The organism is Thalassospira sp. Z349TD_5 (assembly GCF_056173045.1).
Genome location: NZ_CM149654.1, coordinates 3,113,049 through 3,131,690, shown reverse-complemented (window position 1 = coordinate 3,131,690; position 18,642 = coordinate 3,113,049). Strand labels below are relative to the sequence as shown.

22 protein-coding genes are annotated in these 18,642 nt (G+C 53.3%); 15 read left to right on the top strand and 7 right to left on the bottom strand.

Annotation, left to right across the window (positions count from 1 at the left end; translation table 11 throughout):
• Nucleotides 1-551: 551 nt before the first annotated feature.
• From AC0VXT_RS14540 to AC0VXT_RS14500, 9 genes are all read left to right on the top strand, one after another.
• Nucleotides 552-1,715 carry a Re/Si-specific NAD(P)(+) transhydrogenase subunit alpha gene (locus AC0VXT_RS14540; protein ID WP_475545987.1) on the top strand — a complete coding sequence of 388 codons (1,164 nt, stop codon included), beginning with the start codon at nt 552-554 and terminating at the stop codon, nt 1,713-1,715.
• Nucleotides 1,708-2,139, top strand: a complete 432-nt coding sequence (locus AC0VXT_RS14535; RefSeq protein ID WP_022733102.1) for an NAD(P) transhydrogenase subunit alpha part 2 — start codon at nt 1,708-1,710, stop codon at nt 2,137-2,139. The genes AC0VXT_RS14540 and AC0VXT_RS14535 overlap by 8 nt, the downstream gene beginning before the upstream one ends.
• 12 nt (nt 2,140-2,151) lie before the next feature.
• Complete coding sequence (locus AC0VXT_RS14530) at nt 2,152-3,549, top strand: NAD(P)(+) transhydrogenase (Re/Si-specific) subunit beta (protein WP_475545986.1); 1,398 nt, start codon at nt 2,152-2,154, stop codon at nt 3,547-3,549.
• 122 nt (nt 3,550-3,671) lie between these two features.
• Nucleotides 3,672-4,259 carry a hypothetical protein gene (locus tag AC0VXT_RS14525; RefSeq protein ID WP_475545985.1) on the top strand — a complete coding sequence of 196 codons (588 nt, stop codon included), beginning with the start codon at nt 3,672-3,674 and terminating at the stop codon, nt 4,257-4,259.
• A gap of 121 nt (nt 4,260-4,380) precedes the next feature.
• Nucleotides 4,381-5,145 carry an SDR family oxidoreductase gene (locus AC0VXT_RS14520; protein WP_475545984.1) on the top strand — a complete coding sequence of 255 codons (765 nt, stop codon included), beginning with the start codon at nt 4,381-4,383 and terminating at the stop codon, nt 5,143-5,145.
• 540 nt (nt 5,146-5,685) lie between these two features.
• Complete coding sequence (locus tag AC0VXT_RS14515) at nt 5,686-6,522, top strand: transporter substrate-binding domain-containing protein (protein WP_102784782.1); 837 nt, start codon at nt 5,686-5,688, stop codon at nt 6,520-6,522.
• 78 nt (nt 6,523-6,600) lie between these two features.
• The gene (locus tag AC0VXT_RS14510) at nt 6,601-7,272 is read left to right on the top strand and encodes an amino acid ABC transporter permease (RefSeq protein ID WP_101299911.1); all 672 of its coding nucleotides are present in this window, start codon (nt 6,601-6,603) and stop codon (nt 7,270-7,272) included.
• On the top strand, nt 7,272-8,006 hold the full coding sequence (locus tag AC0VXT_RS14505; RefSeq protein ID WP_276650628.1) for an amino acid ABC transporter ATP-binding protein: 735 nt from the start codon (nt 7,272-7,274) through the stop codon (nt 8,004-8,006). Before AC0VXT_RS14510 ends, AC0VXT_RS14505 begins: the two co-directional genes overlap by 1 nt.
• Nucleotides 8,003-8,662: an amino acid ABC transporter permease gene (locus tag AC0VXT_RS14500; protein WP_102784784.1), complete on the top strand. Its 660-nt coding sequence runs from the start codon at nt 8,003-8,005 to the stop codon at nt 8,660-8,662. Before AC0VXT_RS14505 ends, AC0VXT_RS14500 begins: the two co-directional genes overlap by 4 nt.
• 59 nt (nt 8,663-8,721) lie before the next feature.
• Here the strand turns inward: AC0VXT_RS14500 and AC0VXT_RS14495 are convergent, their stop codons facing one another.
• The 3 genes from AC0VXT_RS14495 to rpsU all read right to left on the bottom strand — a co-directional run bounded on the left by AC0VXT_RS14495 (nt 8,722) and on the right by rpsU (nt 11,060).
• Nucleotides 8,722-10,146 (bottom strand): PepSY-associated TM helix domain-containing protein, encoded by a 1,425-nt coding sequence (locus tag AC0VXT_RS14495; protein WP_475545983.1) that lies wholly within the window; start codon nt 10,144-10,146, stop codon nt 8,722-8,724.
• 86 nt (nt 10,147-10,232) lie between these two features.
• Nucleotides 10,233-10,625: a hypothetical protein gene (locus AC0VXT_RS14490; protein ID WP_475545982.1), complete on the bottom strand. Its 393-nt coding sequence runs from the start codon at nt 10,623-10,625 to the stop codon at nt 10,233-10,235.
• Between the two features lie 231 nt (nt 10,626-10,856).
• Nucleotides 10,857-11,060: a 30S ribosomal protein S21 gene (rpsU, locus tag AC0VXT_RS14485; protein WP_007091098.1), complete on the bottom strand. Its 204-nt coding sequence runs from the start codon at nt 11,058-11,060 to the stop codon at nt 10,857-10,859.
• A 47-nt stretch (nt 11,061-11,107) separates the two neighbouring features.
• Here rpsU and AC0VXT_RS14480 point away from each other — a divergent pair, with 47 nt between their 5' ends.
• The 5 genes from AC0VXT_RS14480 to AC0VXT_RS14460 all read left to right on the top strand — a co-directional run bounded on the left by AC0VXT_RS14480 (nt 11,108) and on the right by AC0VXT_RS14460 (nt 14,438).
• The gene (locus tag AC0VXT_RS14480) at nt 11,108-11,287 is read left to right on the top strand and encodes a hypothetical protein (protein ID WP_475545981.1); all 180 of its coding nucleotides are present in this window, start codon (nt 11,108-11,110) and stop codon (nt 11,285-11,287) included.
• Between the two features lie 138 nt (nt 11,288-11,425).
• Nucleotides 11,426-11,863, top strand: a complete 438-nt coding sequence (locus AC0VXT_RS14475; protein WP_475545980.1) for a hypothetical protein — start codon at nt 11,426-11,428, stop codon at nt 11,861-11,863.
• On the top strand, nt 11,856-13,088 hold the full coding sequence (locus tag AC0VXT_RS14470) for an HlyD family secretion protein (RefSeq protein WP_475545979.1): 1,233 nt from the start codon (nt 11,856-11,858) through the stop codon (nt 13,086-13,088). The genes AC0VXT_RS14475 and AC0VXT_RS14470 overlap by 8 nt, the downstream gene beginning before the upstream one ends.
• Nucleotides 13,089-13,144: 56 nt before the next feature.
• Nucleotides 13,145-13,732 carry a peptide deformylase gene (gene def, locus AC0VXT_RS14465; protein WP_475545978.1) on the top strand — a complete coding sequence of 196 codons (588 nt, stop codon included), beginning with the start codon at nt 13,145-13,147 and terminating at the stop codon, nt 13,730-13,732.
• A gap of 10 nt (nt 13,733-13,742) precedes the next feature.
• Nucleotides 13,743-14,438: a COQ9 family protein gene (locus tag AC0VXT_RS14460; protein ID WP_475545977.1), complete on the top strand. Its 696-nt coding sequence runs from the start codon at nt 13,743-13,745 to the stop codon at nt 14,436-14,438.
• A gap of 104 nt (nt 14,439-14,542) precedes the next feature.
• Here the strand turns inward: AC0VXT_RS14460 and AC0VXT_RS14455 are convergent, their stop codons facing one another.
• From AC0VXT_RS14455 to purE, 3 genes are all read right to left on the bottom strand, one after another.
• A complete protein-coding gene (locus AC0VXT_RS14455) occupies nt 14,543-15,226 on the bottom strand; it encodes a thermonuclease family protein (protein ID WP_475545976.1) in 684 nt (227 codons plus the stop codon).
• Between the two features lie 174 nt (nt 15,227-15,400).
• Nucleotides 15,401-16,495 carry a 5-(carboxyamino)imidazole ribonucleotide synthase gene (locus AC0VXT_RS14450; RefSeq protein ID WP_475545975.1) on the bottom strand — a complete coding sequence of 365 codons (1,095 nt, stop codon included), beginning with the start codon at nt 16,493-16,495 and terminating at the stop codon, nt 15,401-15,403.
• Between the two features lie 107 nt (nt 16,496-16,602).
• Nucleotides 16,603-17,103, bottom strand: coding sequence for a 5-(carboxyamino)imidazole ribonucleotide mutase (purE, locus tag AC0VXT_RS14445; protein ID WP_022733116.1), 501 nt, complete (start codon nt 17,101-17,103; stop codon nt 16,603-16,605).
• 261 nt (nt 17,104-17,364) lie between these two features.
• Between purE and AC0VXT_RS14440 the strand changes: the two genes are divergently transcribed.
• Nucleotides 17,365-18,204 carry a GGDEF domain-containing protein gene (locus AC0VXT_RS14440; protein WP_475545974.1) on the top strand — a complete coding sequence of 280 codons (840 nt, stop codon included), beginning with the start codon at nt 17,365-17,367 and terminating at the stop codon, nt 18,202-18,204.
• 182 nt (nt 18,205-18,386) lie between these two features.
• On the opposite strand, the gene AC0VXT_RS14435 is transcribed toward AC0VXT_RS14440, so the two are convergent.
• Nucleotides 18,387-18,593 carry a YdcH family protein gene (locus tag AC0VXT_RS14435; RefSeq protein WP_022733119.1) on the bottom strand — a complete coding sequence of 69 codons (207 nt, stop codon included), beginning with the start codon at nt 18,591-18,593 and terminating at the stop codon, nt 18,387-18,389.
• Nucleotides 18,594-18,642: the final 49 nt, after the last annotated feature.

Below are 18,642 nucleotides of genomic sequence, written 5' to 3'. Positions count from 1 at the left end.
TCGTGCTTATTGATGCAGACTTCTGCGTTCTTTTGTAAGATAATGTTCACTTACCGCGTGGGGGTAAAATGAGGGAAACTGCCCAATATCAAGGATCTATTGTGTGAGTATGGGTTCAAAGACCTGTTCCACAGTGGAAATAAACTGTGCGGTTAATCGCACATTAATCGCGTGAAAATGATTAAACTTAATTCCGGTTAAAGTGTTTTTTCGTCGTTTTTTGATATTGAGGTTATCGGTCGGAAATCGCATCTTGCTTTCAACGCAGACATGGCAGGGCGTCATTGATTGTTTGTCCTGAGCACCAATGGCGGGTGGGACCTGACATGTCGCCAAGGCTTTATCGCCTTGGAATGCGTGGTGGGAAAGTGGGCGGTTTCTTCTGCGTAAGCTGGAAGAACCGCCTTTTTCTTTTCTGGTTCTTTACTTGGCAAGGGAAGCTTGTAATCGGATGCAAACAGGGCGCACTGTGATGTCCTGATATCGATCACACCGTAAATAATAAAAAACACCATGCTTATCATATGATTTAGGGAAGGAGGTCGAACGCGATGAAACTGGCCGTTCCAAAGGAAATATGGCCCGGAGAGAAGCGCGTTGCCGTCACGCCAGAGACAGTCAAGAAGCTGAAGTCACTGGGGTTTGACGTTGCAATTGAGGCTGGCGCCGGAATAGATGCCGCCATACCGGATGATCGCTTTGTCGATGCCGGGGCAACCATTGCCAAAACAATGAAAACCACCGTCAAGGATGCCGACGTTATCTTTAAGGTACGTCCACCTGTCATTGACGGCAAAACCAACGAATTGACCGCCTATAAAAAGGGGGCCGCGGTTGTGGCCCTGCTTGAGCCGTTTGACCGTAAAGAGCTGCTTGATGCCATGGCCAAGGCCGGTGTTGATGGTTATTCCATGGAACTGATGCCGCGTATTTCGCGTGCGCAGTCGATGGATGTTCTGTCATCGCAATCGAACCTTGCGGGCTATCGCGCCGTGCTTGAGGCCGCCCATGAGTTTGGCCGCATTTATCCGATGATGATGACAGCAGCAGGGACACTTGCTCCGGCGCGTGTTCTTGTGGTTGGGGCCGGTGTTGCCGGTTTGCAGGCGATTGCAACCGCCAAGCGCCTTGGTGCTGTGGTGTCGGCATTTGATGTGCGCCCGGCGGTCAAGGAACAGGTCCAGTCGCTTGGCGGGACATTTATTGAAGTCGAAGACGACGAAGCGGACGCTGCCGAAACATCGGGCGGCTATGCCAAGGAAATGTCGGACGACTATAAGAAAAAGCAGGCCGATAAGCTTAAAGAGGTTCTGGCGAAAACCGACATCGTCATTACCACAGCGCTTATTCCCGGCCGTCCGGCCCCGGAAATTGTCACGACCGACATGGTTGCAGGCATGAAGCCGGGTTCGGTGATCATTGATCTTGCGGCCGAACGCGGCGGCAATGTCGCCGGGGTTAAACTTGGTCAGACCATCACGACGGCCAATGGGGTCAAACTGATTGGTCCGGAAAACATCACAAGTGCGGTCGCAACCGATGCAACCGCGATGTATGCCAAGAACCTTTTGAATTTCATCACGCTTTCTGTTGATACGGAAAAGGGCGCATTAGTGTTTAACGGCGAAGATCAGATCATTGCCGAAACCCGCCTGACCCATGATGGAAAGATTGTTCACCCGAAATTCGGTGGGGAGGCGGTCGCAAATGGCTGATCAATCCGTTACCCAGAATGCTAACGAGCTGCGCGATGCAGCCCTTGGACTGGCCGAGCAGGCCGCACAACTGGCCGATAAATTGGCCAATGGTGCGGGTGATGCGGCAATGACGGTGACAACCACTGTTCAGGGATCGGGCGTCAGCCCGACCGTGATGGGGTTGACCGTTTTCGTACTGGCCTGCTTTGTCGGCTATTACGTTGTGTGGAAAGTCACCCCGGCCCTTCATTCGCCCTTGATGGCGGTGACCAATGCGATTTCATCGGTGATCATTGTCGGCGCGCTTCTGGCGTCCGGTCCGGTTGACATGAACCTGTCAAAGGTCATGGGCTTCCTCGCCGTGGTGTTGGCGTCCGTGAACATCTTTGGCGGCTTCATCGTTGCGCAGCGCATGCTGCAAATGTTCAAGAAAAAGAAGTAGGGGGAACACACAATGTCGGAAAACCTATCGGCTTTCCTGTATCTGGTGGCCTCGGTCTGCTTCATCCTGTCATTGCGCGGGCTGTCGTCACCTGACTCTGCACGTACGGGCAACATCCTTGGCATGGTGGGGATGGCAATTGCCATTGCGACCACGCTGGCGTCGCCCCAGGTGCTGTCTTACACCACCATTATCGTCGGCATTCTGATTGGTGGCTCGATCGGTACTGTGATCGCGCTCAAGATCAAAATGACCGCCTTGCCACAACTGGTGGCGGCCTTTCACTCGCTTGTCGGTCTGGCGGCGGTGTTTGTCGCCGGTGCGGCACTATATTCGCCGGGCGCTTATGGCCTTGGCACGGCGGGCAATATTGGTGCGGCCAGCCTGATTGAAATGGGGCTGGGTGTTGCGATTGGTGCGATCACCTTTACAGGCTCACTTGTCGCCTTTGGCAAGTTGCAGGGGATTGTTTCGGGAACGCCCGTGCGCTTTACCGGGCAACATATGCTGAACCTTGCCATCGGGATCGGGATTGTTGTCTTTGGCATCATTCTGGTCACGACCGAAAGCCATATGGCGTTCTGGATCCTGGTGGCATTAGCACTTGTTCTGGGCATCACGCTGATCATTCCGATTGGCGGGGCGGACATGCCGGTTGTTGTTTCCATGCTGAACTCCTATTCGGGGTGGGCAGCATGTGGCATCGGCTTTACGCTTCAGAACAATGCGCTGATCATCACCGGTGCGTTGGTTGGTGCGTCAGGTGCGATCCTGTCTTACATCATGTGTAAGGGTATGAATCGCTCGATCTTTAACGTCATCTTTGGCGGCTTTGGTGCCGAAGGCGAAAGTGCGGCTGTTGCCGGCGGGGATGCGGATCGTCCGGTTAAATCGGGTTCTGCTGATGATGCGTCGTTCATCATGAAAAACGCATCGAGCGTGATCATCGTGCCGGGCTATGGCATGGCGGTGGCACAGGCACAGCACGCGCTGCGTGAAATGGCTGATATCCTTAAGGCCGAAGGCGTTAAAGTTCGTTATGCCATCCATCCGGTGGCCGGACGTATGCCGGGGCATATGAACGTGCTTCTGGCCGAGGCAAACGTGCCCTATGAGGACGTCATGGAGATGGACGAAATCAACCGTGATTTCGGGTCTGCGGACGTGGCGTTTGTCATCGGGGCGAATGACATCACCAACCCGGCGGCGAAAACCGATCCGGCCAGCCCGATCTTTGGTATGCCGATCCTTGAGGTCGAAAAAGCCAAAACGGTGCTGTTCATCAAACGCGGCATGTCTGCGGGCTATGCCGGCATTCAGAACGAATTGTTCTTTAAGGACAATACGATGATGCTGTTTGGGGATGCCAAAAAGATGTGCGAGCAAATCGTCATGCATCTGGATGACTGATCGAACCATCTGGTTTGAGAAGGCGAAAGGCGGCTCCATTGGGGCCGCCTTTTTTTCGTCAGGTCGGCACTTTATAAGGTCAGTCCGCGTTCATCGGTTAAGGTCAATGTTCGGAAGGTTCTATGTTTCGATTGATAAAAGTCTCTGTGCTTTCTATCGCGTTGCTAACGGTGGCTTTGGCGGGGTCCATTGCGCTGACGGTGCTGACCTATACGCGCCTGACCGATGAAAAGCCGATTGCGTCGCTGTATTTTGAGCCGGTTGCCGAGGAAGAATTCATCGCGCATTTGAGCTCCCCGCATGCGGATGTTGACGGGACCTATAAGCTTCATGGGGATCAATGGCGCATTGATGCTGCGTTCATGAAGCTTCAGCCGTGGGCCAATATTCTGGGTATGGACGCGCGCTATAAGCTGGTGCGGTTTGAAGGCCGGTATAGCGATATCGAACGCGAGAATACCCAGCCGCATATCGCATATGAACTGGGTTCGGACGGTGGGTTTGATCTTGGGTATCTGCTGGTAAAATTGCCCTTTTTGATGGATGCCCAATACGGTAGTTCGACCTTTACCGACATTTCCGAAGATGCGGTCTATACCGTCTATCGCACCCAGTTTGGCCTTCTTGTTCGAAGCGAACCCAAGCCTGAGCCGATTGGGGAAAAGGCGTCTGTCTTGGGGCAAGTCAGAAGCTGGATCGAGGGGAACTAAGCGATAAAAACGTCAGGTCCGAAACTGGCGAGCGGTAATTTCGGGGGCGTCATATCTTTCTTTCCATCGTGAACTGCACCGGGTTGATCAGATGCCCGCTGCCAGATGGATTGGAAAAATCATGTTACTTCAAGATAAGATTGTCATCATCACCGGGGCCAGCAGCGGCATCGGTGCGGCGTCCGCAAAACTGTTTGCATCCGAAGGGGCCAAGCTTGTGCTGGGTGCGCGTGGTGCGGACCGGCTTGATCAGGTTGTTGCTGAAATTGTTGCTGCCGGTGGAGAAGCTTTTGCACTGGCGGGTGATGTTTGTGACGAAGCTTACGCCAAGGCACTGGTCAATGCTGCCGTTGGGGAATATGGCGGGCTTGATGTCGGCTTTAACAATGCCGGGCGGCTGGGAACACTGGGATCGCTTGATGATATTACGGTTGATGACTGGGACAAGACGCTGCGTGCCAATCTGACATCGGCAATGTTCGGCGCGAAATATCAACTGCCCGAGATCGCCAAGCGGGGCGGTGGATCGGTGATTTTCACATCGACTTTTGTCGGGCACACGATTGGAATGCCCGGCATGACGGCCTATGCCGCCAGCAAGATGGGGTTGCTGGGGATGGCGCAATGTCTCGCGGTGGAACACGGCGCGGCCAATATTCGGGTCAACGCCCTGGTGCCGGGCGGGACCGATACGCCGATGGCGGCAAGCTTTACCAGTGATCCGGAAACCCGTGCGATGGTCGAGCGGTTCCATGCTTTGGGCCGTATTGCGGATCCAGTTGAAATCGCCAAGGCGGCCTTGTTCTTGGCATCAGATGCTTCAAGCTTTGTGACCGGATCGGCAATGCTTGTCGATGGTGGCACGTCGATCTGCAAGGCGGCGTAAAATGGTGCCCCCGCCCAAACATCCGGGCGGGGTTCTTTTTATTAGCCAAGAGCGGGTTTGAGAACCGGCACGTTTGAGGCGATTAGAGCATCAATTGCCAATAATGGCCTGTGATGCCCGCTAACAGGGCCTTCATCAAGTTTACCTTTGTCATCGGAAATGCGCTTGAGGCACGGCATGTCGAGCCCCGGATTGCCAGAGACAATGAAGGATAATTTTTGTCATGATACAAACAAGGTGATGTGAGGTGTAAATTGATTTTAAGGTTGAACTGTAAATAAATAAAAGTGCCGATTGATATTAAAGGTGTAGTTTTTTAGATGAGTTGACAAATTTAACTCATCTTTCTTTGATTTTATGTCTTGTAAGTAATTGTTGGTATGCATTTTCACATTGCGGCATTTAGATTCGACATTGTTTTATTTCGTAAGTATGTTTCAAAAACTTTGCTGTTGGCGCTTGATGTTTGTACTGGGGTTGGGAAAGTCCCCTGTGAACAGACAAGGCCCATAGCAGCAATTATCTAATCAGGAGGCATATATGAAAAATAGATTTGGGAAACTGATCCCGGCTGCCGCGATGCTTGCCCTAGCATCCTTTGGGTCAAACGCAGCGCAGGCTGAAACCCTGACCGCGGGTGTTGAAGCCGCTTTCCCGCCGTGGGCCTATGTCGAGAGTGGCGAGTATAAAGGCATTGCGATTGATGCCATGCGTGCCATCGCCGAAGATCAGGGTATGGACGTTGAGTTCAAGGATTTGCCATGGCCGTCGTTGATTCCGGCCCTTGTTAAAGGGCGTATTGACCTTCTTGTGACCGGGCTTAACGTGACGCCGGAACGCGCCGACGCGCTTGATTTCACCATTCCGTGGTGGGAAAATGACGACGAAATTCTTGTGCCCAAGGATTCCGACAAAAACCTGATTACCGCAATGTGCTGTGGCGCGACGGTCGGTGCGCAGGGTGGCGCAACCCAGTTTAAATGGCTTGAAGACAATCTGGCGTCCAATGATGACGTCGATGTGACCCTGCGGGGCTATGAGGACTATGTCACCGCCATTGAAGATATGCTTGCGGGGCGTCTGGACGCTGTTGTGACCTCGACCGATACCGCCGAGGACTTCATCGCCAAAGGGCGTCCGGTCAAAATCGCCGGGACCATTCAACAGAACCAGCCGCAGGCACTTGCTGTGGAAAAAGGTGATCCGAAGGAACTTCTGGGCAAAATCAATGCCGGGATTATGAATATTTATAAATCCGGTAAATGGGCGGAAATTGTCCATAAATATGCACCGCAGTCTTCCATTCGCGATATTCCGACCTCGATGCCTGATTATGTCGATACCTATCAGGGCGACATTCCCGGTTACTCGAAGTAGCTGATTTCGGGCCGTATCGCTGCAACCGCCTTGGCTGTTGCGATACGGCCTAATTTTTTGTTCCTGTGGGCATAAATCATGATTTTCGAAACAATATTGAGCCAGATGCCCTATCTGGTGCACGGCTTGTCCGTGGCAATTGCGTTGCTTGTTTGCCTGTTGTCACTGGGGCTTGTTCTGGGGCTGCTGTTGTCGGTTGCGGAAGTCTACGGGCACTGGACGTTGCGCATTCCATGTACGGTGTTTGAACGTATTTTCCGTGGCATTCCGGCCATTGTGTTGCTGTTGCTGTTTTACTATGGCGTGACCGATTTCATTGAAATGGGATCATTTATGGCGGCTGTTCTTGCCTTGGGCCTTCGGTCCGCAGCGTATCAGTCGCAGATTTTTCGGGGGGCATTTCTGTCTGTTCCCCAAGGGCAGATGATGGCGGCGCGCGCGATGGGCATGAACAAGTTTCAGGCGATCCGTGACATTGTCCTGCCGCAGGCACTGCGTATGTCTATCGGACCGTGGACCAACGAATTTTCCAGTGAACTCAAGGCGACATCGCTTGCCTATGTCATCGGTGTTGTCGAACTGACCCGTCAGGCGAAATATATCATTTCCAATACGCAGGGAAACATCCTGATTGTTTTTGCGGTGGTTGCGTTGATGTATTTCATCGTCAATCGCGCAGGCAACTGGGCCCTATACCGGCTTGAGAACCGTCTTGCTCTTCCGGGCTTTGAACACAGAGGAGACGCCTGATGTTGTTGCGCGTTGAAAATATTCATAAAAGTTATGGCGATGCGGAAATACTCAAGGGCGTTTCCTTTGATATGGAGCCGGGGCAATCCAAGGTTATTATGGGGCCATCGGGCACGGGGAAATCGACCCTTCTTCGGTGCATCAATCATTTGACCGAGCCTGATCAGGGGCATGTCTTTGTCGACGGCGAAGAACTTACGTCAAAGAACCTGAATGCGATGCGTCAGAAGGTTGCGTTTGTGTTTCAGGATTTCAATCTGTTTACCCATTTGCGTACGGTGGACAATGTCGCAATCGGGCCGCGTAAATTGCGTGGTTTTGATAAAAAGGCCGCCCTTGATCTTGCCTATCAGGAACTTGATCGTGTTGGTCTTTCTGACCGCGCGGATGCGTATCCGGCTGAACTTTCCGGGGGGCAGCAGCAGCGTGCCTCGATCGCGCGTGCGCTTGCGATGGAGCCCAAGCTGATCTTGTTTGATGAACCAACCAGCGCGCTTGACCCGGAATTGACCGGCGAAGTTGTTTCAGTGATGAACAAGCTGGCATCCGAAGGGATGACGATGCTGGTTGTAAGCCACGAAATCGGATTTGCCCGCCAGGCCGCCGATGAAATCATCTTCATGGAAGGTGGCAAAATCATCGAGCAGGGCCCGCCGTCACAGATTTTTGAAGCCCCCAAGCAGGATCGTACACGCGCATTCCTGAACGTGATAGAACACGGAGGCCATGAATGAGCGAGTGGTTCGATTTTGCAATTGAACATTTGCCCTATGTGCTCCAAGGGATTCCCACCACGTTGGGACTTTGGGCGTCGGCCATGGTTATTGGCGCGGCATTGGGGCTTGTTCTGGCGTGGGCGCGCATTTATGGCAGTCGCCCGATCTATTTGGCAGCTACGATTTATGTAGAGATATTTCGCGGCACACCGATGCTGGTCCAGATGTTATTTATCTATCTGGGCTTGCCCGAAATCGGCATTGTCTTTGACCCGCTTACTGCCGCAATCATTGCCATTGGTCTGAATACAGCAGCATATCAGGCGGAATACTTCCGGGGCGCTGTGCGCTCTGTCCCAATCGGGCAGATGGCAGCGGCCCGTGCACTTGGCATGGGGCAGTTTCAGGGTTTTAAAAACATCATTTTGCCGCAGGCATTGCGCCGGGTTATCCCGCAGTGGTCGAATGAAGCGATTTTAGAACTCAAATATACCTCTATCGCCTATGCCATCGGGGTGACCGAAATTACCGCCCGTGCTGAAAAGATTGGCTATGAAACGTTCCAGTTTTTCGAGGTCTTTTTATTGATTGCGGCAATCTATGTGGTCATGACCAGTGTGGTCGCACAGGTTTTGCTGTTTGTCGAAAAGCGGGTTTCTGTTCCGGGACTTTAACAGACGTTGCTAAACACAAAATACCCGCCCGACATACGTCGGGCGGGTGATAAAACGGTTTAGCCAATCGCGCGTTTAAGAACGGGCAGGTTTGAGACGATTAGCACATCAATTGCCAGAACTGTGACCAGCGTGATGCCAGTCAGTGGGAAGGCTAATGATAGCGCTAACATCATAAACACCGCGCCTTTCCAAAGAGGTAGGTTATTGGGAAGGGGCGGGGGTGACAGGTGCAAACTGCCGGATGTCGGGCGGCGCAGCCACCACATGACAATGCCGCTGATGCACAGGAAAATCACCGTCAGGCAGAAAGCCGTATTAGCAATCACGTTCCACCAGCCAAGATCGCCTTGGTGCAGGGCAATACCAACCGCCATGCTTTTGGCCCCCAGTGAATAATCGGCAAAGCCAACATTGGCCAGAACCTTGCCGGTATATTGGTCGACATGGATGGTGCGGTCGCCGGTGGGCGAGACGCTATCGCCGCTCATGGTGTCGGCCGATATGGTGTAAACACCGTTTTCATTCCGCGGCAGATTGACGCGGAACTGGCCAACAAAGCCGATGCTGCGCGCAAAGGCGGTTACGGTATCAAGATTAACCGGTGTGCCATCAGCAAGGCCGGTGATCCCGGCATCTGAGCCCGATGCGGGCATTGGCGTTTGTTCAAGTCCCCAGGGTGCATCATGCAAAACCCCGTGGTTCATATCGGCATGAATGTCATCAGACAGCGGGACATTATCCCATTTTTCAGCGGGAAAGGTGCTCCAGGCTTGCACAAACTGACCACCCCAGATGCCCGCCCATGACAGGCCGGAAATCAGAAAGAAGAACAAAACGACCGAGATGTAAAAGCCGCTTGTGACGTGCAGTTCTTTCCAGAAAGTCCGGCGTGTTGCGCGGAAATCCGGCCAAAGCACGGAGGCAAATCGTTTGCCGTCGCGCGGCCACCACATGTAAAGCCCGGTTACGATCAGGATAATGCCAAGCCCGGCGGCAATTTCGATCAATCGGTCGCCAAGGTCGCCCATCAGAAGTTCGCCGTGAATGTCGCTGGCCCAGTAAAACCAGCTGTCATCGGTGATGATGGTTTCGCGGATGTTGGTTGTGACCGGGTCAACGGTGACGACATGCTGCCTGCCGCCACTATCGACCAGAAACATGGTGGCAAGATCATCCTCAATCGGGGCAATATATTGGCTGACCGTGGCGTTGGGCAGGGACGTGGCCGCGGCATCTGCCTGTATCTGAAGGCTTTGGTGTTGGCCGTCGGATGCAAGAATGCGGTCACCAAACCGGGTTTCAATGACATTGAAATACATCATCGTCAGGCCGGTAACGGCCAGCATGAGGAGAAACGGCACAACATAAAGCCCGGCATAAAAATGCCAGCGCCATGCGGCCATATAGAATTTACGGGTTAACGTACGGTTTTCGCGGTCGCGCTGAGGCGCATCCGCCGACTGTGCGGGATGGGTTGTCATCAAGTTCACCTGTATCATCGAAAATGCGTAAAGCACGGTATTGCTGTGCCAGATAAGCGGCATGCAAAACGTGCGATTGGGGCAGATCAGATGATAACGGGTGGCGCGCGGGGGACGGATGGCGTGTCATAGGTGGTGGCCTGCCATTCCACACGGGCGGGCAAATGCGCGAGTGCACGTGAGACAAATTCAACTGGTTCAGGCAACTGCGGATTATCCGGCAGGGTAACGGATGCGGCGATCCGGCAAAATTCACAAGTATCAAGCATCCCGCGGTCATTTTCGGGATCGGCAGCCTGTCCGCCAAGACACAAAATTGGCAATGTGCCATCGGGGAGGGCATAACTTGTCAGGTTGGCTTGCGTGTTTTGGGGAAGCGTTCCAAAGGATGCCAGCTTATGCGAAAAGCCGACAAGCATCAGCGCGATCACGCATAAAATGCGGATTCCGATATGTGCCTGTGATCGCAATGAAGACATGAAGTGTTCCCCGGCCAATGTCATCGTGTCATGACAGCTACGCGCCGAAGCTCTGAAAGGTTTCAAACAGGCGTGCCATGACAATTGTCATGTTTGAAGAAATTGGAAAGCAGAAAAACCAAACCCGCCTGGATTGCTCCGAGGCGGGCTTGGCGCACGGGTCCGAACTTAGCAAGCTAAATTCGACCATGCAGTATCACGTTCGAGGAACCCCGAAAGTGAAAAAGAAGACTAGAAGCCTTCACGCTCGATGCGCTTACGCTCCAGCTTGCGGGAACGACGGACTGCTTCCGCCCCTTCGCGAGCTTTCTTCTCCGACGGCTTTTCAAAGTGACGACGGAGTTTCATCTCACGGAAAATGCCCTCACGCTGCATCTTTTTCTTAAGGGCTTTCAGAGCCTGATCGACATTGTTGTCGCGAACGATTACCTGCACGGAAACCACGCTCCTTTCAAAAAAACAAAAACACCCGGAAAGGCGGAATGCCTACCGGTTGGATTTACGGTCAACATGACCGTGGGCTGTATATAGTGCAAACCAGCCAAAAAGAAAAGAGGGAAGAGGATATTCGCCTTGGGCGTTTATTCGGCCAATGGGTGCAAAACGCCAAGGCATGGATGCCACATTTTGCGGTCAGCTCTGTGATCGCGCCGCTTGCGTGAATTTGAGGATAATAATTATCCGAAAAGTTGCTATAATGGCTTGGTAATAGTCCATATATCAATGGATTGGCAATGGGTGGAGTATCCTGAGGGCAGTGTCCTGATGGGATTGAGCAGTGGTTTGGTTGGGATAAAATAATGGAAAACAGTTTGCGAGAGGCGGCAATTGCACATGCGCCTTTCTTTATTACAGCACCGGGGGAAACAGATATTCTGTTCCACGGTATCGCATGGTTTGTGGTTTTGGCGGTGTTTGCGCTTGGCGCGTTCTATCTGACCTTGCATGCCTTGCCTGAGAAACTGGCGCATCACGCCAATCACACGCAGATACAGTTGATCGGTGTTCTGACCCTTTTGGCGCTGTTTACCCATAACGGTGTTTTCTGGGTGGCCGCACTGGTTCTTGCGGTTGTCCGGTTCCCTGATTTTATTTCCCCAATTCAGGCAATTGCAGATTCCTTAAAAACAATGGCACGGAACAAGGTCGGATTTGGCGACTCGGCCCCGCAGGAGCCCGTCACCAAAGCATCTGTGACGCCCGACATGACCCAGCAGGAGAACCCCAAAGATGTTTGAGCTTCTTCTGTGTTCAATGTTTACCATCCTGCCGGATTATCTGGTGCGCCGGTATCGTCAGGGCAAACGTATCGGTAAGGAAATCAACCTGTTTTCGGTCTGGTATGAATTGCGGTATGGCATCACCGCATGTGCGATCCTGACCCTGTCGCTGATCACGCTGATTTTCTATTTTCACCCATCAAGTCACAACGTCGGGTCATTCTTCAGGACGTTGACAATCCTGCCCGAAAAGAACGGTCGGGTGGTTGAAATATATGTCGATAATGATCGCCGGGTAAAATCGGGCGAACCGCTGTTCCGGCTTGATGACCGTGCAGAGACGGAATCGGTCGAAATGGCCCAGCAAGACGTCGAACAAATTCGTGCCCAGATGGCGGTCACCGAGGCCGATCTTGCCGTGGCGCAAGGCAACCTGGAACAGGCACAAGGTGCCTATGAGCAGGTTCGCGAGGAATTGTCGGTGAAGGCGGATCTTTTGTCGCGCGGCACAAACGCGGTTTCCCGGCGCGAGGTCGAACGGCTTGAAGTCGCGTTGACGACACGACAGGGTGGGGTGAATTCGGCAAAGGCGAGTGTTAATGCCGTGCAAACCAAAATGGAAACCCTGTTGCCCGCCCAGCTTTCAAGTGCAGAGGCATCCTTGCGTGCGGCACAGGTGGCGTTGGGCAAAACAGTTGTTCGTGCCGGTGTTGATGGCATCGTACAGCAATTTGCATTGCAAATTGGGGATGTGGTGAACCCGTTATTGCGTCCAGCGGGCATCCTGATCCCCGACAAGCCCAAGGAAGTGGTGTTTCAGGCAGGTTTCCAGCAGGTATCGGCACAGGTTGTCAAAGTCGGCGGCCTTGCGGAAATGACATGTGCTTCGCTGCCATTTGAAGTCATTCCGATGGTGTTTTCAAGCGTGCAGCCGGTTATTGCCGCCGGTCAGTTCCGACCGACCGACAGGTTGCTTGATATAACCGAACGCAGCGCGCCGGGAACGTTCCTGGCCAAGATGGTGCCGCTTTACCCCGAGCAGATCAAGGATGTGCCGTGGGGCAGCCAGTGCGTTGCCAATGCCTATACGAATACCCATGATCAACTTGAAGATCCGGAAATTGGTGCGGGGCGCTGGATGTTCCTGCATATGGTCCAAACGGTTGGGGTCGTGCATGCCTTGTTGCTGCGTATTCAGGCACTTCTGTGGCCGGTCCAGACACTGGTTCTTACCGGGCATTAGGATCGCGGGGCGCATAGGGGCTTTACAGCCGGGCAATTTTGGTTGGATATAGGGTTATGTCGATCCTTAAAATTGCCCGGATGGGCCACCCGGTTTTGCGTGCTGTCGCGGATCGGGTCGAAGACCCGCATGACCCTGAAATTCAGCGTCTGATTGCGGATATGAAGGAAACCATGAAGGATGCCGGGGGCGTTGGCCTTGCGGCGCCGCAGGTGTTTGTATCCAAGGCGATCATGGTCTATTTCGTGCCGAGTTTACGCAAAAGCGATGATCCAGACGATGGCGAAGTGCCAGTTAGCGTTCTGATTAACCCGGAAATTGAGCCGATTGGCGATGAAGTCGTTGATGGTTGGGAAGGGTGTTTATCGATTCCCGGATTGCAGGGCGTTGTGCCGCGATGGAACAAAATCCGTTACCGCGGGTTAAATGAGAAGGGCGATGAAGTTGAACGCATCGCCGGTGGTTTTCATGCGCGCGTGGTCCAACACGAATATGATCATTTGATCGGCGTGATGTATCCTGAACGTATAGAAGACATGACGTTGCTTGGATTTAACGAAGAATTACGCGAATACCCGCCTGAAACCGCCTTCAGGCAAGCTGCGGCATCAGATGATGCGGTGGCACACCCTGATGAACCTTAAGGAGGCATAAATGACCGTTTCCGAAAGCATGTCCCGATTGCGCGCCCAGCGCGAAGCATTGGTCGAAGCCGCATTGGAACATGTGCCTTTTGATGGTTGGACCAAACAGGCATTGATCGCCGGGGCCGAGGACCTTGACCTTGCACCGGGCGAGATTGACCGTCTGTTGCCCAAGGGGACGGGGCAGGCCATTGTGACCTATGTCGAGATGACGGATCGCAAGATGGTCGATGCCCTTGACGCACTTGAACTTGATCAGATGAAAATTCGCGAGCGGATCGCCGTTGCGGTTAAAACGCGTCTTGATCTGGTTGAAAATCACAAAGACGCGGTGCGTGCCGCCGTTGCATGGACCGCCCTGCCGCAGAATGTGGCCAAGGGGCTTAAGCTGACCCACGGGACGGTGGATAAAATGTGGATTGCGGCGGGCGATACATCGACCGATCACAATTGGTACACCAAGCGGATGTTGCTTGCGGGCGTCTATGGCTCAACCTTGGCCTATTGGCTCGATGACAAATCCGAAGGTCACAGCGACAGCTGGGCATTTCTGGATCGTCGTATTGGCAATGTCATGCAAATCCCGAAAATCACCGGAAAGATCAGTAAGGCAGGACAATTTGCCGCAGCACCGTTAAAGCTTGGTGCAAAGCTTGCGCGCTGCATGCCGACGCCGGGAAGGGTTCGCCGTCAGTTTGGCGGGTAGCACCGCAAAGATACTTGTGATGTTAAACAAAACGCCACCGGCATAAAGCGCGGTGGCGTTTTTGATTTTAGCACAGGAAACTCTTGGGCCGGTCGTCCGTCCTGTTAGGACGTCGGGTCAAGGAAGCTCAGAAGTGTGCGATCCGGTTCGTTGGCTCTTTTCAGGTCGGCGGCAAGGTCAATGCCAAACGGCGATTTGAAGAAATGCTGTTGGGTATCACCATCCTTGGCATCTTTGTCGCGATTGGCTGCATCGTCCTCGGTCTGGATTTCTCTGGACGTGGGTTTGGCGGCAAGGGCGACCAGTTCGTGGGGCGGGTTGCCCATCCACATGCCTTTGCGGTTTTCCTTGGCAAAGGCCTGATCGCGCAAGTAGGTCGGGCAGGTCGGGTTGCTGTCGCAGCTTGCCATATCAACCAGTGCCCATCCGGCACGGAGCAACAGACGGTTGAGGTCACTGCGCCCCATCGTGCATTCGGTCAGCATCGGAAACAGTTGGACGTCGGAAACCTGCTGACATTTAACAGCATAGTTTTCGATGATGCGGGTCAAGGCCTGTGTGGCGGCTGCACCGCATTGGAATTCAATGCTGCCCGCCCGGCAGATCATGCCGGTACGTGGGGCGCGAATGCCAAACAGTTCGACAATCATGTTGCCAAACCGCAGCTTGTCGCCTTCGACCACTTCGGGGAAGCCTGCCGCGCCGGGGGCGGCAACTGCGCGGGTTTGATGGCTTTGGATGGCAAGGAGGCCAAGCGTTACCAAGGCAATGAACAGAATTTTCTTCATGACGTTCTATCCGAAAAGAGTTTCCTGCCCCCATAACAGCAAGTCTGATGCCAGTTCGCCCGGCATAAAATGCTTGGGTTCCTCATTTTCGGTTAAGATGTTGAAGTGTCATAAAAAAGCTCCGGATATGCCATGATATCCGGAGCCAGAATGCGTCAGTTGATGAGGCTGTGATCAGCCTTCTTTGGGCAGAACCCACGTCACATGGCCCATTTTACGGCCCGGTTTTGCTTCGGCCTTACCGTACAGGTGCAGTTTTGCAGTGGGCTCGGTCAAAATTGCCTGCCAACCGTCAATGTCATCACCCAAAAGGTTCTTCATCCGGGCACTGGAATGGTGGCTTGGATCGCCAAGCGGCAGACCGCAAACAGCGCGAATGAATTGTTCGAACTGGCTGGTGACACAGGCATCAATCGTCCAGTGACCGGAATTGTGCGGGCGCGGGGCCACTTCATTGACCAGAATATCACCATCGGTGGTGACAAACATTTCAACCGCCAGAAGCCCGACAAACTCCATTGCCGTAACCAGCTTGATGGCGATGTCTTCGGCCTTTTTTGACAGGCCTTGTGCAATTTCGGCTGGCGCGACAGTCACATCAAGAACGTGATTGGTATGGACGTTTTCGACCGGGCAGAAGCAGGCGGTATCGCCGGTGACACCGCGCGCGACAATGACCGAAATTTCGCGTTCAAACGAAATAAACCCTTCAAGGACGGCTTCGGCGTCCTTCATTTCAGCCCATGCCCCGGCAAGATCGGTATCGTCGGTAATCTTGACCTGACCTTTGCCGTCATAGCCCATCTCGGTGGTTTTCAGAACCGATGGGCGGCCAAGTTTGGCAACGGCGGCCTTTAGATCAGCAAGGGATCGGACGGCTTCAAACGGGGCGGTGCCGATGCCATGATCATTGCAGAAGGTCTTTTCGCGCAGGCGGTTCTGGGAAAGATGCAGGCATTTCCAGCCCGGACGTACCGGGACCAGTTCAGACAGCAGTTTGACGCTGTCATGCGGGACATTTTCAAATTCAAATGTCACGACATCGACGTCATTAGCAAAGGCGCGCAGAGCGTCCAGATCGCTGTAATCGGCAATGGTTGCCTTCGCACAGACCTGCTCGGTCGGGCTATCGGCCCCCGGGCCAAAGACATGAACCTTATAGCCGAGTTCTGCAGCACAGAATGCCGCCATCCGGCCCAACTGGCCATTGCCCATAATGCCGATGGTGCTGCCCGGTGCGATAACGCGCGTTTCGAAGTCCTGCGTCATGTCTTCCTCGAATGATCATTGGATGCCGATTTCCGGCACAGGGTATTTAGGGGCTGAACCCAATTGCCAAAACAAAAACGCGCCCGAATGGGCGCGCTGATCGTGCTTTATGGTGCCGGATCAACCGGCGCGTCGGCGACAGCATCGGTTTGTGCGGCACGCCAGTCATCAAGACGGCTTGCCAGACCATCATCCATCAGCGCCATGATGCCCGCGGCCATCAACCCGGCATTCTTTGCCCCGGCTGATCCGATGGCAAGGGTTCCGACCGGAACCCCACCGGGCATCTGGACGATTGAGAGCAGGCTATCAAGCCCTTTAAGGGCTTTGCTTTGGACGGGAACACCCAAAACCGGAAGCGGGGTCATGGCAGCCGCCATACCCGGAAGATGTGCCGCACCGCCTGCACCGGCAATAATGACTTTCAGGCCGCGTGATTTTGCCGTTTTGGCATAGTCATACAGGCGATCAGGTGTGCGATGGGCCGAAACGATTTTCGTCTCATAGGCGACATTCAGCGCATCGAGGACATCTGCTGCGTTTTTCATGGTTTCCCAGTCAGACTGGCTTCCCATGATGATGCCGATGACCGGGGATTGATCGCTCATGTTGGCGGCTCCGTTTGCGGGCGGTTTCGTGAAGGGCCGCATTATATGCAGCAACCGGTATCATGCAAGCCTGCAGAGTGCCTACGCATCCGTAAAATCCTTATGCAGGGCCTGTTTGCGGGCCGATGTGTTGGTCCTGATCGTAAGGATAGTTGAGCTATTCTTATTGATGGTTGAATTTTATGATGAATAAAATGTACTTTTGATTTATTGTTTACTTATTGCTTATATAACTGTGCACGTAGCACGGGAAGGTCAGACATGAAAGTCACACGGCCCCCATCGACGATCCCATCCATGGGGGCAGGCGATGGAAGGTATTCATCAAATCAATATACCGCGTTTGCCTATGGCAAGGACGCCGTGCGTCGTCGTTCGTCCATGCATCAGCATCACGAAGTTGATATTGATACTGGCAACCTGCCCGACGCAGTTGATGATCAACCGTTTCATACGCCAGACATGGCCAATGTTCTGGGCATTCCCGATAGTCAAGTGACGCCTGCGGTTGAACAGGCGATTGGCCGGTTGATGGTGCGCATCAATGGTTTGAGTGAAAATCTGTCGGACCTTAAGAAACATCAGGCCTATCTTGCCCGGTCTGAGGGGCGCGATCCATTCACGGGTGCGATGAGCCGACCCGCCTTTATGCAAATTCTTGAAAATGAAATGGCGGTTCAGGGCACGGACAGAACAATACGCATGCTGCTTGTGTGTGAGCTGTCAAACATCGACGAGATTCTGCAACGTCATGGACAGGAATGCAAAGACGGCCTGTTCAAGTATGTCCATCAGATCATGGCCGATTTCATCATGTCGCCCCATCACCTTGGGTATTTGGGCTGTAATGATTTCGCCGCCCTGCTTTATAACGTTGATAAAGACGATACGCGTTTGCGTATTGATGCGGTTGTCCGACAGATCAATCAGTCACCGTTTTCGCACAAGGGTAAGTTCATCGCCGTAAAGCCGGTCTTTGGCATTTATCAGGCGCGCAATGGCGATACCGCAACTTCAGCATTGAATGCGGCCGATTTCGCATTACGTGCGGAAAAAGAAATGCGTCTGGCACAGCTTGAACGTATCCCCTTCGGGATATGATCGAAGGTGCCGTGACCGGTCGATTACCGTGCAGATTACCCAGCCCACCATCGCATTTCATCACCTGCCCACCGTGACAAAACATACGCCAGACACCAAATGCGTCAAACATTTGGTTCGCGCGAGACAGGACCTAAGCCTAGGTGGTTAATTTTCGGAGCAGGCTGAAACAGGTGCCAAAATCAGGCAATAATATCCGGAACAAGCTGCGACTCGACGTAGCGAATTTCGTCTTTTAAGGCGAGTTTGCGCTTTTTCATGCGGCCCAGACGAAGCTGGTCATGATGCGGGGCGACAACCATTTGTTCGATGGCAATATCGAGATCCCGGTGTTCCTCGCGTAACGACATCAGTCTCTTTTCAATCTCGATCTGATTGATTTCGTCCATTTTTGATCCAGCTTAATAATCAACGCGAAGGGACAATGATATTAACAGA

What these genes read in the sequence shown, in the direction of transcription:
- AC0VXT_RS14540 (WP_475545987.1), top strand. Translation starts at nt 552, where the DNA reads ATGAAACTGGCCGTTCCAAAGGAAATATGGCCCGGAGAGAAGCGCGTT.
- AC0VXT_RS14535 (WP_022733102.1), top strand. Translation starts at nt 1,708, where the DNA reads ATGGCTGATCAATCCGTTACCCAGAATGCTAACGAGCTGCGCGATGCA.
- AC0VXT_RS14530 (WP_475545986.1), top strand. Translation starts at nt 2,152, where the DNA reads ATGTCGGAAAACCTATCGGCTTTCCTGTATCTGGTGGCCTCGGTCTGC.
- AC0VXT_RS14525 (WP_475545985.1), top strand. Translation starts at nt 3,672, where the DNA reads ATGTTTCGATTGATAAAAGTCTCTGTGCTTTCTATCGCGTTGCTAACG.
- AC0VXT_RS14520 (WP_475545984.1), top strand. Translation starts at nt 4,381, where the DNA reads ATGTTACTTCAAGATAAGATTGTCATCATCACCGGGGCCAGCAGCGGC.
- AC0VXT_RS14515 (WP_102784782.1), top strand. Translation starts at nt 5,686, where the DNA reads ATGAAAAATAGATTTGGGAAACTGATCCCGGCTGCCGCGATGCTTGCC.
- AC0VXT_RS14510 (WP_101299911.1), top strand. Translation starts at nt 6,601, where the DNA reads ATGATTTTCGAAACAATATTGAGCCAGATGCCCTATCTGGTGCACGGC.
- AC0VXT_RS14505 (WP_276650628.1), top strand. Translation starts at nt 7,272, where the DNA reads ATGTTGTTGCGCGTTGAAAATATTCATAAAAGTTATGGCGATGCGGAA.
- AC0VXT_RS14500 (WP_102784784.1), top strand. Translation starts at nt 8,003, where the DNA reads ATGAGCGAGTGGTTCGATTTTGCAATTGAACATTTGCCCTATGTGCTC.
- AC0VXT_RS14495 (WP_475545983.1), bottom strand. Translation starts at nt 10,146, where the DNA reads ATGACAACCCATCCCGCACAGTCGGCGGATGCGCCTCAGCGCGACCGC.
- AC0VXT_RS14490 (WP_475545982.1), bottom strand. Translation starts at nt 10,625, where the DNA reads ATGTCTTCATTGCGATCACAGGCACATATCGGAATCCGCATTTTATGC.
- AC0VXT_RS14480 (WP_475545981.1), top strand. Translation starts at nt 11,108, where the DNA reads ATGCCTACCGGTTGGATTTACGGTCAACATGACCGTGGGCTGTATATA.
- AC0VXT_RS14475 (WP_475545980.1), top strand. Translation starts at nt 11,426, where the DNA reads ATGGAAAACAGTTTGCGAGAGGCGGCAATTGCACATGCGCCTTTCTTT.
- AC0VXT_RS14470 (WP_475545979.1), top strand. Translation starts at nt 11,856, where the DNA reads ATGTTTGAGCTTCTTCTGTGTTCAATGTTTACCATCCTGCCGGATTAT.
- def (WP_475545978.1), top strand. Translation starts at nt 13,145, where the DNA reads ATGTCGATCCTTAAAATTGCCCGGATGGGCCACCCGGTTTTGCGTGCT.
- AC0VXT_RS14460 (WP_475545977.1), top strand. Translation starts at nt 13,743, where the DNA reads ATGACCGTTTCCGAAAGCATGTCCCGATTGCGCGCCCAGCGCGAAGCA.
- AC0VXT_RS14455 (WP_475545976.1), bottom strand. Translation starts at nt 15,226, where the DNA reads ATGAAGAAAATTCTGTTCATTGCCTTGGTAACGCTTGGCCTCCTTGCC.
- AC0VXT_RS14450 (WP_475545975.1), bottom strand. Translation starts at nt 16,495, where the DNA reads ATGACGCAGGACTTCGAAACGCGCGTTATCGCACCGGGCAGCACCATC.
- purE (WP_022733116.1), bottom strand. Translation starts at nt 17,103, where the DNA reads ATGAGCGATCAATCCCCGGTCATCGGCATCATCATGGGAAGCCAGTCT.
- AC0VXT_RS14440 (WP_475545974.1), top strand. Translation starts at nt 17,365, where the DNA reads ATGAAAGTCACACGGCCCCCATCGACGATCCCATCCATGGGGGCAGGC.
- AC0VXT_RS14435 (WP_022733119.1), bottom strand. Translation starts at nt 18,593, where the DNA reads ATGGACGAAATCAATCAGATCGAGATTGAAAAGAGACTGATGTCGTTA.